Origin of the sequence: Microbacterium sp. P03, from assembly GCF_043556235.1 — a bacterium.
Classification (GTDB): Bacteria; Actinomycetota; Actinomycetes; order Actinomycetales; family Microbacteriaceae; genus Microbacterium.
This window is the reverse complement of sequence record NZ_JBIGIM010000001.1, coordinates 1,254,520-1,269,432: the sequence shown is the minus strand read 5'-3', so window position 1 is coordinate 1,269,432 and position 14,913 is coordinate 1,254,520. Positions and strand designations below refer to the sequence as shown.

General features: G+C 68.1%; 9 protein-coding genes and 1 tRNA gene. 8 read left to right on the top strand and 2 right to left on the bottom strand.

Annotation, left to right across the window (positions count from 1 at the left end):
* Nucleotides 1-106: 106 nt before the first annotated feature.
* From trpB to pyk, 6 genes are all read left to right on the top strand, one after another.
* Complete coding sequence (gene trpB, locus ACFXOO_RS06150; protein WP_378839399.1) at nt 107-1,387, top strand: tryptophan synthase subunit beta; 1,281 nt, start codon at nt 107-109, stop codon at nt 1,385-1,387.
* A complete protein-coding gene (gene trpA / locus ACFXOO_RS06145) occupies nt 1,384-2,181 on the top strand; it encodes a tryptophan synthase subunit alpha (protein ID WP_378839396.1) in 798 nt (265 codons plus the stop codon). The genes trpB and trpA overlap by 4 nt, the downstream gene beginning before the upstream one ends.
* 63 nt (nt 2,182-2,244) lie before the next feature.
* The gene (lgt, locus tag ACFXOO_RS06140) at nt 2,245-3,231 is read left to right on the top strand and encodes a prolipoprotein diacylglyceryl transferase (protein WP_394563050.1); all 987 of its coding nucleotides are present in this window, start codon (nt 2,245-2,247) and stop codon (nt 3,229-3,231) included.
* A 53-nt stretch (nt 3,232-3,284) separates the two neighbouring features.
* Entirely contained in the window at nt 3,285-7,874 is a 4,590-nt protein-coding gene (gene gltB / locus ACFXOO_RS06135; protein WP_394563048.1) for a glutamate synthase large subunit, read from the top strand.
* Nucleotides 7,867-9,333, top strand: coding sequence for a glutamate synthase subunit beta (locus ACFXOO_RS06130; RefSeq protein ID WP_378839389.1), 1,467 nt, complete (start codon nt 7,867-7,869; stop codon nt 9,331-9,333). The genes gltB and ACFXOO_RS06130 overlap by 8 nt, the downstream gene beginning before the upstream one ends.
* A 44-nt stretch (nt 9,334-9,377) precedes the next feature.
* On the top strand, nt 9,378-10,826 hold the full coding sequence (pyk, locus tag ACFXOO_RS06125; protein WP_378839387.1) for a pyruvate kinase: 1,449 nt from the start codon (nt 9,378-9,380) through the stop codon (nt 10,824-10,826).
* 132 nt (nt 10,827-10,958) lie between these two features.
* Here the strand turns inward: pyk and ACFXOO_RS06120 are convergent.
* Nucleotides 10,959-11,041: transfer RNA gene (locus ACFXOO_RS06120), tRNA-Leu, on the bottom strand.
* A 53-nt stretch (nt 11,042-11,094) separates the two neighbouring features.
* Here ACFXOO_RS06120 and ACFXOO_RS06115 point away from each other — a divergent pair.
* The gene (locus ACFXOO_RS06115) at nt 11,095-11,715 is read left to right on the top strand and encodes an ANTAR domain-containing response regulator (RefSeq protein ID WP_378839385.1); all 621 of its coding nucleotides are present in this window, start codon (nt 11,095-11,097) and stop codon (nt 11,713-11,715) included.
* Between the two features lie 62 nt (nt 11,716-11,777).
* Here the strand turns inward: ACFXOO_RS06115 and ACFXOO_RS06110 are convergent, their stop codons facing one another.
* Nucleotides 11,778-12,206 carry a hotdog fold thioesterase gene (locus tag ACFXOO_RS06110; RefSeq protein ID WP_378839382.1) on the bottom strand — a complete coding sequence of 143 codons (429 nt, stop codon included), beginning with the start codon at nt 12,204-12,206 and terminating at the stop codon, nt 11,778-11,780.
* Between the two features lie 53 nt (nt 12,207-12,259).
* Here ACFXOO_RS06110 and polA point away from each other — a divergent pair, with 53 nt between their 5' ends.
* On the top strand, nt 12,260-14,899 hold the full coding sequence (gene polA / locus ACFXOO_RS06105) for a DNA polymerase I (protein WP_378839380.1): 2,640 nt from the start codon (nt 12,260-12,262) through the stop codon (nt 14,897-14,899).
* The last annotated feature ends 14 nt before the right edge of the window (nt 14,900-14,913 follow it).

Sequence of the window (14,913 nt, the reverse complement as noted above, 5' to 3'; positions counted from 1 at the left end):
CGTCCTCGCGAACCGGCGACGCCGTGCGTGAGCGGCATGCACCTGGCCGGACCGCCCCGTTCTCGGCGGAATAGACTCGAAGGGCCGACATCGAGGGAGCTCCACCATGACGATCACCAGCCTGCGCGACGCGCCCGGACCGTACTTCGGGGAATTCGGCGGCCGTTACATGCCCGAGTCGCTGATCGCCGCGATCGACGAGCTGACGGCGGTCTACGAAGAGGCGATCGTCGACCCCCTGTTCCAGGCGGAGCTCGCGCACCTGCTGCACACCTACGCGGGTCGCCCGTCGGCGATCACCGAGGTGGCGCGGTTCGCCGAGCACGCCGGGGGCGCACGGGTCTTCCTCAAGCGCGAGGACCTCAACCACACGGGGTCGCACAAGATCAACAACGTGCTCGGGCAGGCCCTGCTCACCAAGCGCCTCGGCAAGACCCGGGTGATCGCCGAAACCGGCGCGGGCCAGCACGGTGTCGCCACGGCCACGGCGGCCGCGCTGTTCGGTCTCGAGTGCAAGGTCTACATGGGCGAGGTCGACACCGAGCGACAGGCTCTGAACGTCGCTCGCATGCGTCTGCTCGGCGCGGAGGTCATCCCGGTGACGACAGGTTCGCGCACTCTGAAGGATGCGATCAACGAGGCCTATCGTGACTGGGTCTCGAGCGTCGAGACGACCAACTACATCTTCGGTACCGCGGCCGGTCCGCACCCGTTCCCCGCGATGGTGCGCGACTTCCAGAAGATCATCGGCGAAGAAGCCCGCGCACAGCTGCTCGAGGTGGCCGGTCGGCTGCCCGACGTGGTGATGGCGTGTGTCGGAGGGGGCTCCAACGCGATCGGGATGTTCGACGCCTTCCTCGACGACGCAGACGTCAAGCTGTACGGCGTCGAGGCGGCGGGCGACGGCGTCGACACGGAAAAGCACGCGGCATCCATCGAGCGCGGACGCCCCGGCATCCTGCACGGCGCGAAGACCTTCGTCCTCCAGGATGAGGACGGCCAGACGGTCGAATCGCACTCCATCTCCGCCGGACTGGACTATCCCGGTGTGGGACCGGAGCACTCCTGGCTCTCCGCGATCGGGCGGGCGGAGTACATCCCCGCGACCGACGACGAAGCGATGCAGGCACTTCGACTGCTCTCGCGCACCGAAGGCATCATCCCCGCGATCGAGTCCGCGCATGCGCTCGCAGGAGCGCTGCGCATCGGGCGCGAGCTGGGTCCCGACGCCGTCATCGCCGTCTGCCTGTCCGGGCGCGGCGACAAGGACATGGACACGGCCGCCCGCTACTTCGACCTCTACGACGCCGAGGCGCTGAAGGAGGGCCCGCCGGTCGCCGTGCCTCCCGCGGACGACGCCGCCTCGGGCGAGGGAGTGGAGCTGTGAGCTCACGCGTCTCGGCAGCGATCGATGCCGCGAAGGCCGAGGGCCGGGGCGTCCTCGTCGGCTACCTCCCGGTGGGGTTCCCCGATCTGCAGGCCAGCATCGACGCGGCCGTCACGCTGGCCGAGAACGGCGCCGACATCCTCGAGCTCGGCCCGCCGTACTCCGACCCCGTGATGGACGGGGTCGTCATCCAAGAGGCGACCCAGGCCGCGCTCGCGGCGGGTTTCCGACTGCGCGACCTGTTCGTCGCCGTGCGCGAGATCACCGCGCGTGTGCAGGTGCCGGTGCTCGTCATGACGTACTGGAACCCGGTCATGCAGTACGGCGTCGATCGATACGCCGACGACCTCCTCGCCGCGGGGGGCGCCGGACTGATCACGCCCGACATCACCCCCGAGTCCGCGGCCGACTGGATCGCGGCCAGCGAGCGGACAGGGCTCGATCGCGTGTTCCTGGCTGCTCCCACCTCGACGGACGAGCGTCTCGACCTCGTGGTGAAGAACTCGACGGGCTTCGTCTACACGGTCTCGACGATGGGCATCACGGGCGAGAGGACCGAATTGGATGCCGCGGCCCGCACCCTCGTCGCGCGCCTCCGCGAGCGCGGGGTGGCGCACGCGTGCGTCGGAATCGGCATCTCGAACGCCGATCAGGTCTCCGGCGTCCTCGAGTACGCCGACGGCGCCATCGTGGGCACAGCCCTGGTGCGCGCCCTTCGCGACGGCGGGCTGGACGAACTGGCCGCGACGACGCGCGCCCTGGCCGTGGGAACCCGCGCGGGTGTGTCGAACTAGACTTCCCTAGGCCGGCGCGACGCCGGCCGCCTTCACACGGCCCCACCGCACCGAGGACGATTCATGACGATTGCCGCACCGAGCCTGCTCGCCCAGGGCGTGTTCGCGAGCATCCCCAGCCCGTCCGTCAGCTACATCGACGTCGGACCGCTGCGGATCCACTTCTACGCCCTCTGCATCATCGCGGGCATCATCATCGCCGTGTTCCTCACCAACCACCGGCTCACCAAGCGCGGTGCCGAGCCCTGGGTCGTCATCGACATCGCCCTCCTGGCCGTACCCCTCGGCATCATCGGCGCACGCATCTTCCACGTGCTGACGCATCCGGGCTTCTACTTCGGGCCGGGCACGAACCCGTGGGCTGTCCTGTACATCTGGGAGGGCGGCATCGCGATCTTCGGCGCCCTCATCGGCGGTGCGATCGGCGCATGGCTCGGCTGCCGCTGGACGGGCATCCGATTCTGGACATTCGCCGATGCTTTGGCGCCAGGTCTGATCATCGCGCAGGCCGCGGGCCGCTTCGGCAACTGGTTCAACCAGGAGCTGTTCGGCCTCCCCACGGACCTCCCCTGGGGGCTCCAGATCGACAGTGACAACCCGGCGTTCCCCCCGGGGCTCGCGCCGGACACCCTCTTCCATCCGACCTTCCTGTACGAGGTCATCTGGAACCTCATCGGAGCCGCCGTCATCATCTGGGCGGGCCGCACATTCCAGTTGCAGTGGGGCAGGACGCTGGCCATCTATCTGATCTGGTACGGCGCCGGACGCATCGTGTGGGAGTCGATCCGCATCGATCCGAGCGAGATCTACCTGGGGCTTCGCACCAACGTGTGGGCCGCGATTCTCGCCGTCGTCCTCGGCATCGTGATCTTCTTCGTGCAGAAGCGCAGGCATCCCGGATTCGAGCCTTCGCCCTATGTTCCCGGACGGCAGTGGTCCGCACCGGGCGCGGTACACTCGCAGAACAGCAATGATTTCGTCGATGTGAGCGAGCCGCCCGCAGCCGAGATCACCGAAGGCACCGCCACAAGCACTCCCGCCACGAAGTAACGCAGCCGGGCCGACGTCGTCCCATCTCAAGCAACAATGTGAGGACGGTTGGTATGGCTTCGAGCCTCAGCCACAGCACCGACGCCCTTCGCCCTCGGGAGGAATTCCCCCCGAAGCAGGGCATGTACAACCCGGCGTTCGAGAAGGACGCCTGCGGTCTGGCCATGGTGGCCACGCTCCGCGGCGAGGCGGGCCACGACATCATCGACCTGGCGTTGACCGCGCTGAGGAACCTCGAGCACCGCGGGGCGATCGGTTCCGACGCGGGCACCGGCGACGGTGCGGGCATCCTCACCCAGATGCCGGACGCGTTCCTCCGCGCCGTCGTCGACTTCGATCTCCCTGCTGTCGGCGAGTACGCCGCCGGCATGGCGTTCCTGCCTCTCGACGACGAGGAGCGCGAAACGCAGAAAGCCGGAATCGAGAGGATCGCGGCATCCGAGGGCCTCGTCGTCCTCGGATGGCGCACGGTGCCGACGGCACCCGACCACCTCGGCAAGCTGGCCCGGGCCGCACAGCCCGCGTTCGAGCAGCTCTTCGTCTCGCGCCCCGGTGTGGGCGACTACCCCGCTCTCTCGGGGATCGAGCTGGACCGGCGCGTGTACCGGCTGCGCAAGCGCGCTCGTCGCGAGGCAGGCGCCTACTTCGTCTCCCTGTCGTCGCGCACGATCGGCTACAAGGGCATGGTCACCACGCTCCAGCTCGAGCCGTTCTACCCCGACCTCCAGGACGAGCGCTTCGCTTCCGAACTCGCCGTCGTGCACTCGCGCTACTCGACGAACACGTTCCCCTCGTGGCCGCTGGCCCAGCCGCTGCGCATGCTGGCGCACAACGGCGAGATCAACACGGTCAACGGCAACCGCAACTGGATGCGTGCCCGGCAGTCGCAGCTCGAGTCCGAGCTCGTGGGCGACATCCGCCCGCTGCTGCCGATCTGCACGCCGGGTTCCAGCGACTCCGCGTCGTTCGACGAGGTGCTCGAGCTGTTGACCCTCACCGGACGCAGCCTGCCGCACGCGGTCATGATGATGGTGCCGGAGGCCTACGAGAAGCAGGCCGACATCGACCCGAAGCTGCGTGCCTTCTACGACTACCACTCCATTCAGATGGAGCCGTGGGACGGCCCCGCCGCTCTCATCTTCACGGACGGGACGCTCGTGGGTGCGACTCTCGACCGCAACGGACTGCGTCCCGGCCGCTGGACGGAGACGACCGACGGCCTGATCGTCATCGGAAGCGAGACGGGCGTGCTGGATTTCGCGCCCGAGCGCATCAAGCGGCGGGGGCGCCTGCGCCCCGGACGCATGTTCCTCGTCGACACTGCCGCGCAGCGCATCATCGAGGAGGACGAGGTCAAGCGCGAGCTCGCCGAGCTCGAGCCCTGGCAGGAATGGCTCGACGCCGGTCGGGTCCGCCTGGCCGACCTGCCCGAGCGCGAGCACATCGTGCACCCGATCGCCTCCATCACGCGTCGCCAGCGCACCTTCGGCTACACCGAGGAGGAAGTGCGCATCCTCATCACGCCCATGGGCCAGAACGGCGCCGAGCCGCTGGGCGCGATGGGCAGTGACACCCCCGTCGCCATCCTCAGCCAGCGCCCCCGACTGCTGTTCGACTACTTCACGCAGCAGTTCGCCCAGGTGACCAATCCGCCTCTGGACTCCATCCGCGAAGAGGTCGTCACGTCCCTGTCGCTGGGGCTGGGTCCGGAGCGCAACCTGCTGGCGTGGGGCGCCGACCACACGCGCACCGTCACCCTCGACTTCCCGGTGATCGACAACGACGAGCTCGCGAAGATCCAGCACATCGACACCGCCCTCCCGGGACGCACTTCGGTGACGATCCGCGGGCTGTACCGGGTCGAGGCCGGCCACAAGGGCATGCAGAAGCGCATCACGCAGATGTGCGCGGAAGTCGACCAGGCCATCGAGGACGGCGCCGAGTTCATCGTGCTGTCCGACCGCGACTCGAACAAGGACCTCGCCCCGATCCCCTCGCTCCTCATGGTCGCCGCGATCCATCACCACCTCATCCGCGAGGAGACACGGATGAAGGTCGGCCTGGTCGTCGAGGCCGGGGACGTGCGCGAAGTGCACCATGTCGCGACCCTCATCGGGTACGGGGCCTCTGCAGTCAACCCGTACCTCGCCATGGAGACCGCCGAGTACCTCGTGCGCGCGGGCTTCATCAACGGCATCACGCCGGAGAAGGCCGTCAAGAACCTCATCTACGCGCTCGGCAAGGGCGTGTTGAAGATCATGTCGAAGATGGGCATCTCCACGGTTTCTTCCTATGCGGGTGCTCAGGTGTTCGAGGCCGTCGGCCTGTCGCCGGAGTTCATCAAGAACTACTTCACCGGCACCGAGTCCAAGCTCGGCGGCGTCGGTATCGAGGTCATCGCATCCGAGAACGCGGCCCGTCACGCGTACGCCTACCCGGAGGATGCCGCAGCCCGTGCTCACGAGCGACTGTGGACCGGTGGCGAGTACCAGTGGCGGCGCGACGGCTCGCCCCACCTCTTCAATCCCGACACGGTGTTCCGCCTCCAGCACTCCACGCGGGAGCGCCGCTACGACATCTTCCGCGAGTACACGAAGCTCGTGGACGACCAGGCGAACGAGCTGAAGACGCTGCGCGGGCTCTTCGGCTTGAAGACCCACGTGCGCAAGCCCGTCCCGATCGACCAGGTCGAGCCCGTCTCGGCCATCGTCAAGCGCTTCTCGACCGGCGCGATGAGCTACGGCTCGATCTCGCGCGAAGCGCACGAGACGCTCGCCATCGCGATGAACTCGATCGGCGCGAAATCCAACACCGGGGAGGGCGGCGAAGATGTCGACCGGCTGCTCGATCCCGAACGCCGGAGCGCCATCAAGCAGGTCGCGTCGGGGCGCTTCGGTGTCACGAGCCTCTACCTGACCGAGGCCGAAGACATTCAGATCAAGCTCGCCCAGGGCGCCAAGCCCGGCGAGGGCGGCCAGCTGCCGCCGACCAAGGTGTACCCGTGGGTCGCGCGCACGCGACACGCGACGGCCGGGGTCGGGCTCATCTCGCCGCCGCCGCACCACGACATCTACTCGATCGAAGACCTCAAGCAGTTGATCTTCGACCTCAAGCGTGCGAACCCGCTGGCGCGTGTGCACACCAAGCTCGTCAGCCAGTCGGGCATCGGCGCGGTGGCCGCGGGCGTCGCGAAGGCCCTCAGCGACGTCATCCTCGTCTCCGGCCACGACGGGGGGACGGGCGCGAGCCCGCTCAACTCGCTCAAGCACGCCGGCACCCCGTGGGAGCTCGGCCTCGCCGAGACGCAGCAGACACTCATGCTCAACGGGATGCGGGACCGCGTGGTCGTGCAGGTCGACGGACAGCTCAAGACCGGGCGGGATGTCATCATCGGCGCTCTGCTGGGCGCCGAGGAGTTCGGCTTCGCGACCGCGCCGCTCGTCGTCTCGGGCTGCATCATGATGCGGGTGTGCCACCTCGACACGTGCCCGGTCGGCGTCGCCACGCAGAACCCCGTGTTGCGGGAGCGGTTCAACGGCAAGCCCGAGTTCGTCGTGACCTTCATGGAGTTCATCGCCGCGGAGGTGCGCGAGTACCTCGCCGAACTGGGCTTCCGCAGTCTCGACGAGGCCATCGGCCACAACGAGCTGCTGGACGTCAACGGTGCGGTCGAGCACTGGAAGACCGCCGGGCTCGACCTGGCTCCGATCCTCGAGGGTCCCGTCTTCGCCGAGGACGAGCCGCGACGCAACTTCCGCGAGCAGCTGCACGAGCTCGATGAGCACTTCGACGTGCAGCTGATCGAGCGGGCGCAGGATGTCATCGCGCACGGCGGCCAGGTCACGATCGACCTGCCGATCCGCAACACCGCGCGCGCCGTCGGGACGATGCTCGGCAACCGCGTCACCCGTGCCCATGGCGAGAACGGACTGCCGTCCGACTCCATCGTGGTGCGCCTCACCGGGTCAGCCGGTCAGTCCTTCGGAGCCTTCATGCCGGCGGGCATCACGCTTCGGCTCGAGGGCGACTCCAACGACTACGTGGGCAAAGGCCTCTCCGGAGGTCAGATCGTCGTCCGACCACCGCGGAACTCGACCTTCGACGCTTCCGAGAACGTCATCGCCGGCAACGTCATCGGCTACGGGGCGACGCAGGGCACCATGTTCCTCCGCGGAGTGGTGGGGGAGCGGTTCTTCGTCCGCAACTCCGGAGCCACCGCCGTCGTGGAGGGAGTAGGAGACCACGCGTTGGAGTACATGACGGGCGGACTCGCCGTCATCCTCGGCGCGACCGGACGCAATCTCGGTGCCGGCATGTCGGGCGGGAGCGCGTACGTCTACCGGCTCGATACCGCACTCGTGAACCGCGAGGCCCTCGCCACCGGAGAGCTCGTGCTGGGCGAGCTCGACTCCGCCGATGTGGAGATGCTGCGTGATCTGCTCGAGCGGCACAGCGCTGAGACCGAGTCCGAGCTCGCGGCATCCCTGCTCGAGAACTTCGAGGACGAACTGAAGAACTTCGTGCGGGTCCTCCCGCGCGACTATGCAGCCGTGCTGCAGACCCGTCAGAATGCCGTGGACGAGGGGCTCGACCCCGACGGCGACGTCGTCTGGAGCCGCATCCTGGAGGTGACCGGTGGCTGACCCGAAAGGCTTCCTCAAGAACACCGAGCGTGAGCTGCCCCCGCGGCGCCCCGTTCCGGTCCGCATCCTGGACTGGAAAGAGGTGTACGAGCCGGGGGACTCGGCCGTCATCCGGCGTCAGGCTGGGCGCTGCATGGACTGCGGCATCCCGTTCTGCCACCAGGGCTGCCCGCTCGGCAACCTCATCCCCGAGTGGAACGACCTCACCTGGCGCGGCGAGGGTCGCTCGGCAATCGAGCGTCTGCACGCGACCAACAACTTCCCCGAGTTCACCGGTCGCCTCTGCCCCGCACCGTGCGAGAGCTCGTGCGTGCTCGGCATCAATCAGCCGGCCGTGACCATCAAGCAGATCGAGCAGTCGATCATCGACGAGGCTTTCGCCAACGGCTGGGTCGAACCCGAGCCCCCGGCGCGGCTGACGGGCAAGACCGTGGCTGTCGTCGGATCTGGCCCGGCAGGGCTGGCCGCCGCCCAGCAGCTCACGCGCGCCGGCCACACGGTCGCGGTGTTCGAGCGCGACGACCGCATCGGCGGTCTGATGCGATACGGCATCCCCGACTTCAAGATGGAGAAGCGCCACCTCGAGCTGCGGCTGCGGCAGATGCGCGACGAAGGCACGCGCTTCCGCGCGGGCGTCGAGATCGGCGTCGACATCCCGTGGGATGAGCTGCGGGCGCGCTACGACGCCGTCGTCATCGCCACGGGCGCGCCTGTGCCGCGGGAGCTGTCTATCCCGGGCCGTGACCTCGCGGGCGTGCACTTCGCTATGGAGTTCCTCGTCGAGTCGAACAAGGCGACGGCGGGCGACCGCGTCCCGCACCAGATCTCGGCGGAGGGAAAGCACGTCGTCGTGATCGGCGGGGGTGACACCGGCGCGGACTGCATCGGCACATCCCACCGTCAGGGTGCGATCAGCGTGACGAATCTGGCGATCGGCAAGCAGCCTCCGACCGCGCGTCCCGAGGATCAGCCCTGGCCGATGCAGCCGCAGATCTTCGAGATCGCCTCCGCCCACGAGGAGGGCGGAGAGCGCTCGTACCTCGCGTCGACGGTCGAGTTCCTCGCGAACGAGGCCGGCGAGGTGCGCGCTCTGCGTGTCGCCGAGACGACCTTCGTCGACGGTCGCCGCGTTCCGCGCAGCGGCACGGAGCGCGAGATCCCCGCCGACCTCGTGCTCATCGCGATGGGCTTTACCGGGCCTGAGCAGGCGTTCGTCGCCGAACAGCTCGGTGCGCAGTTCACCGCCCGCGGAAACGTCGAGCGTGCGGAGGACTACCAGACGACCGCGCCCGGCGTGTTCGTGGCCGGTGACGCCGGACGTGGGCAGTCGCTGATCGTCTGGGCGATCGCCGAGGGCCGGGCGGCCGCCGCGCACGTCGACCGGTTCCTCATGGGCGAGACGGTGCTGCCCAGCCCCGTGGCCCCCACCGATATCGCGATCGGTCTGCAGCCCGCGTAGGCTGACAGCGCAATCCCACCCCCGAACCCCCGGAGCACACACGGATGAGACGCGCCAAAATCGTCGCCACACTAGGTCCCGCCACCTCGAGCTATGAGATGGTCCGCGCGATCATCGAGGCCGGCGTGAACGTGGCACGCATGAACCTCTCGCACGGCGACTACAGCGTGCACGAGGCGAACTTCGCCAACGTGCGCAAGGCCGCCGACGACGCGGGCCAGCCCGTCGCGGTGCTGGTCGACCTGCAGGGCCCGAAGATCCGCCTGGGGAAGTTCGAGAACGGTCCTCACCACCTCGCCGTCGGAGACATCTTCAAGATCACGGTCGAAGACATCCCGGGCACGAAGGAGATCGTCTCGACGACGTTCAAGGGCCTGCCTCAGGACGTGAAGCCCGGTGACTTCCTGCTCATCGACGACGGCAAGGTGCGGGTCGAGGTCGTCGAGACCGACGGCACGGTCGTCACCACGAAGGTCATCGTCGGCGGTCCCGTGTCCAACAACAAGGGCATCAACCTGCCCGGCGTGGCCGTCAACGTGCCGGCGCTGTCCGAGAAGGACGAAGCCGATCTGCGATGGGGTCTGCGCATCGGTGCAGACCTGATCGCGCTGTCATTTGTGCGCAGCGCGAAGGACATCCAGCGCGTGCACGTGATCATGGCCGAAGAGGGACGCCGCGTCCCCGTCATCGCGAAGATCGAGAAGCCGCAGGCCGTCGACAACCTCGAGGAGATCATCGACGCCTTCGACTCGATTATGGTCGCTCGCGGCGACCTCGGTGTGGAGCTGCCGCTGGAGGCCGTGCCCATCGTGCAGAAGCGCGCGGTCGAGCTGTCGCGCCGCATGGCCAAGCCCGTCATCGTCGCCACGCAGATGCTCGAGTCGATGATCAACAACCCGGTGCCCACGCGCGCGGAGACGAGTGATGTCGCGAACGCCGTCCTCGACGGTGCGGACGCGGTCATGCTGTCGGGCGAGACGAGTGTCGGCGACTACCCCGTGGTCGTGGTCGAGACCATGGCGCGCATCGTCGCCTCGACCGAAGACCACGGCCTCGAGCGCATCCCGCCGCTCACGAACAAGCCGCGCACGCAGGGTGGTGCGATCACCCTCGCCGCCATCGAGGTCGCCGACTTCGTCGATGCGAAGTACCTCTGCATCTTCACGGAGTCCGGCGACTCGGCACGTCGTATGTCGCGGCTCCGGCCGAAGATCCCGATGATCGCGTTCACGCCCGAGCCGGCGATCCGTCGTCGCATGGCGCTGACCTGGGGGATCGAGTCGGCTCTCGTCGAGCACGTGACGCACACCGACAAGATGTTCATCCAGGTCGACGACTACCTTCTCGCCAACGACCTGGCGAAGGTCGGAGACAAGGTCGTCGTGATCTCCGGTTCCCCTCCCGGAATCGTGGGATCGACCAACGACATCCGCGTCCACAAGGTCGGCGACGCCGTCCACGGTGCGGCGCCCGTGTACCGCGCCGCGCAGTAGGAAGCACGAAGACGACACGGGATGCCTCGACCGGGGCATCCCGTGTCGTCTTCCGCGTTGCGGGATCCGCCCTGATCTCCCGCGCCGCGCACGCGAAGAGCCGGCCCCTGACGGGGCCGGCTCTTGGACGCGTACCGGTGGTGGGACTCGAACCCACATGCCCTTGCGGGCAACCGATTTTGAGTCGGTCGCGTCTGCCATTCCGCCACACCGGCGGGGGAGGTCGCCCTCCGCACGCTCGCTGACGACGATACCGTAGGATTCAAGAGTGACAGAGCTCGAACAGCCCACAGAGTCGGCGGCATCCGCACCCCGACGCGTCGTCGTCGCCGAGGACGAGTCGCTCATCCGACTCGACATCGTCGAGATCCTCCGAGACAACGGCTACGACGTCGTCGGAGAGGCCGGCGACGGAGAGACCGCTGTGCAGCTGGCCACCGAACTGCGACCCGACCTCGTCATCATGGACGTCAAGATGCCGCAGCTCGACGGCATCAGCGCTGCCGAGAAGCTCAGCAAGAACCACATCGCACCGGTCGTGCTCCTGACCGCGTTCAGCCAGAAGGAACTGGTCGAGCGTGCCAGCGAGGCCGGTGCACTGGCCTACGTCGTCAAGCCGTTCACCCCGAACGACCTCCTGCCCGCGATCGAGATCGCGCTGGCGCGGTACGAGCAGATCATCACGCTCGAGGCCGAGGTCGCCGACATGGTCGAACGCTTCGAGACCCGCAAGCTCGTCGACCGTGCCAAGGGTCTGCTGAACGAGAAGATGGGGCTCACCGAGCCCGAGGCGTTCCGGTGGATCCAGAAGGCTTCGATGGACCGTCGTCTCACGATGCAGGACGTCGCGAAGGCCATCATCGAGCAGTTGGCTCCGAAAAAGGCCTGAACCTCCTCCACCGGCGCTCTGCGTCGGGGCGACGTCCGGTCGCGTCCGCCGTCCGGCCCTGATCAGGCGGCGATGTCCTTGATCATGTTCGTGATGCGGATGGTCGAACAGCGCCGGCCCTGATCGTCGGACACGACGATCTCGTGCACCGTCACGCTGCGACCGAGGTGCAGCGGAACGCACACCCCGGTGACGACGCCGCTGGTGGCCGAGCGCGTGTGGGTGGCATTGATGTCGACGCCGACCGCCAGCCGTCCGGGTCCGGCGTGCAGGTTGGCTGCCATCGAGCCGAGCGATTCCCCGAGCACCACATACGCTCCGCCGTGCATGAGCCCGACGGGCTGCGTGTTGCCCTCGACGGGGAGAGTGGCGACGCAGCGCTCGATCGTGAACTCGAGGAACTCCATGCCCATCTTCTCGGCGAGCGCTCCGACGCCGCGGCGGGCGGCCCACTCCATGGCGTTGATCGACGGATCGGGGGCCTCGGTCATAGCGGCTCCTCTGCGAACGACGGGGTGTCGGCGGGCCTGGCTAGGCTGTTACGGTGACGGACTCCGCAAAGCCTACCCTCCTCGTCGTCGACGGCCATTCGCTGGCCTACCGGGCGTTCTTCGCGCTTCCCGTCGAGAACTTCTCCACGAAAGACGGGCAGCACACCAACGGGATCTACGGATTCCTGGCCATGCTGATCAACCTCATCAAGGCCGAGAAGCCGACCCACCTGGCGGTCGCCTTCGACACGTCCCGTGTCTCTTTCCGCAGCCGCGAGTACCCCGAGTACAAGGCGAACAGGTCTGAATCGCCGAGCGAGTTCAAAGGCCAGATCCCGATCCTTCAGGACTGCCTCGCCGCCATGAGCATCGAGGTGCTGCAGAAGCCCGACGTCGAGGCCGACGACATCCTCGCCACGCTGGCGACGCAGGGCGCGGCATCCGGGTTCGACGTCCTGGTCTGCTCCGGCGACCGCGACACGATCCAGCTCGTCGACGACGACATCACCCTGCTGTACCCCAACGTGCAGGGCGTGTCCCAGCTGAAGCGCTACGACCGTGCCGCGGTGATCGAGCGCTACGGTGTGCAGCCCGAGCAGTACCCCGACATCGCCGCGCTGGTCGGCGAGACCAGCGACAACCTTCCCGGCGTGCCCAAGGTGGGGGAGAAGACCGCCGTGAAGTGGCTCACCCAGTTCGGCTCGCTCGACGCGCTGCTCGACGGGGCCGACACGATCAAGGGCGTGGTGGGCAACAACCTGCGCGAGCACGTCGAGGACGTGCGGCGCAACCGCCGGCTGAACCGCCTGCTGCGCGACGTCGAGCTGCCCCTCGGACCCGCAGACCTCGTGGTCAAGCCGATCGATGCGCAGGCCGTCCGCGACATCTTCGCGCGACTCGAGTTCCGCACCCTCCTGCCGCGCGTCTTCGAGGCCGTCGGCATCGAGGAGGCGATGGCCCCCGAGGTCACCGTGCCGTCGGCCGTGGCCCCTCGACCCGTCGAGCTGACGGCAGCGGATGCCGCGGCGTGGGTCGACGCGGTGACGGGCGACGTGGCGCTCGAGGTGTCGATCGAGTCCGGCAGGCCCGTGCGCATCGGTCTCGCCACCGACGCGGAGGGCGCCGAGGCGACGTGGTCTCCCGAGATCGCGGCGGCGCTCTCGCCCTGGCTGACGTCCGATGCGCCGAAGGTGCTCGGCGACGCCAAGCCGCAGGTCAAGGCGCTGCGACGAGCGGGCATCAGACTCGGGGGACTCGCTTTCGACACGCTGCTGGCCGGCTGGCTGCTGCGGCCGAGCTTCCCCGACAAATCCCTGGCCGATCTCGTGGACCGGTACCTCGGCGAGAAGCTCCCCGAGGCCGACCCGACCCAGCTGGTGCCCGAGACCGAAGGCGCCACCCCGGCTCAACGCGCCTGGTACACGCTCCGGGTGGCGGAGGCGCTGCGTGCGGAGCTGCCGGTCCAGGTGTTCGAAGTGCTGACGGGCATCGAGCTGCCGACACTGCTGGCCCTCGCCGACATGGAGCTGACGGGGGTGGCGGTCTCGCACGCGACGCTGTCGGAGTTCTCGGCCGAGCTCGGGGCGCGGGCCGACCTGATCGCACAGGATGCGTTCACCGCCATCGGACGCGAGGTCAACCTCGGCTCGCCCAAGCAGCTGCAGGAGGTGCTGTTCGAGGATCTCGCGCTGCCGAAGACCCGCAAGACGAAGACCGGGTACTCGACCGACGCCGCGGTCCTCGCCGACCTGCAGGAGAGCAACCCGCACCCGTTCCTCGATCTGCTGCTGCAGCACCGCGAGGCGACGAAGCTGCGTCAGATCATCGAGTCGCTCGACGCGTCCATCGCCGACGATCACCGCGTGCACACGACGTACCTGCAGACCGGCAGTCAGACCGGGCGTCTCTCCAGCACCGATCCGAACCTGCAGAACATCCCCGTGCGCAATGAGGAGAGCAGGCGCATCCGGTCGGCGTTCCAGGTGGGGGCGGGGTACGAGACCCTGCTCACCGCGGACTACTCGCAGATCGAGATGCGCATCATGGCGCACCTCTCGGAGGATCCGGGACTTGTCGAGGCGTTCAACTCGGGCGAGGACCTCCATCGCTTCGTCGGCGCGCGTGTCTTCGGCGTCGACCCGCAGGACGTGACGAGCGCGATGCGCACGAAGGTGAAGGCCATGTCGTACGGGCTCGTGTACGGGCTGTCGGCTTTCGGCCTGTCCAAGCAGCTGCGCATCGAGCAGGCCGAGGCGAAACTCCTGATGACCGAGTACTTCGCCCGCTTCGGCTCGGTGCGCGACTACCTGCGCTCCTCGGTCGAACAGGCGCGCATCGACGGGTACACCGAGACGATCTACGGCCGGCGTCGCCCTTTCCCGGATCTCACGAGCCCCAACCGGGTGCTGCGGGAGAACGCCGAGCGCGCGGCGCTCAACGCGCCCATCCAGGGCAGCGCCGCCGACATCATGAAGATCGCGCTGTTCCACATCCACGAGGACTTCGTGGCCCACGATCTGCGCTCGCGCACGCTGATGCAGATCCACGACGAGCTCGTGGTCGAGATCGCCCCGGGGGAGTGGGACGCCGCGGAACGCATCGTGCGCGAACGCATGGGCGATGCGGCGCACCTCACGGTGCCGCTGGACGTGCAGATCGGCCGTGGCGGCGACTGGAACGCGGCCGGCCACTGACACGGGGAGCGGGC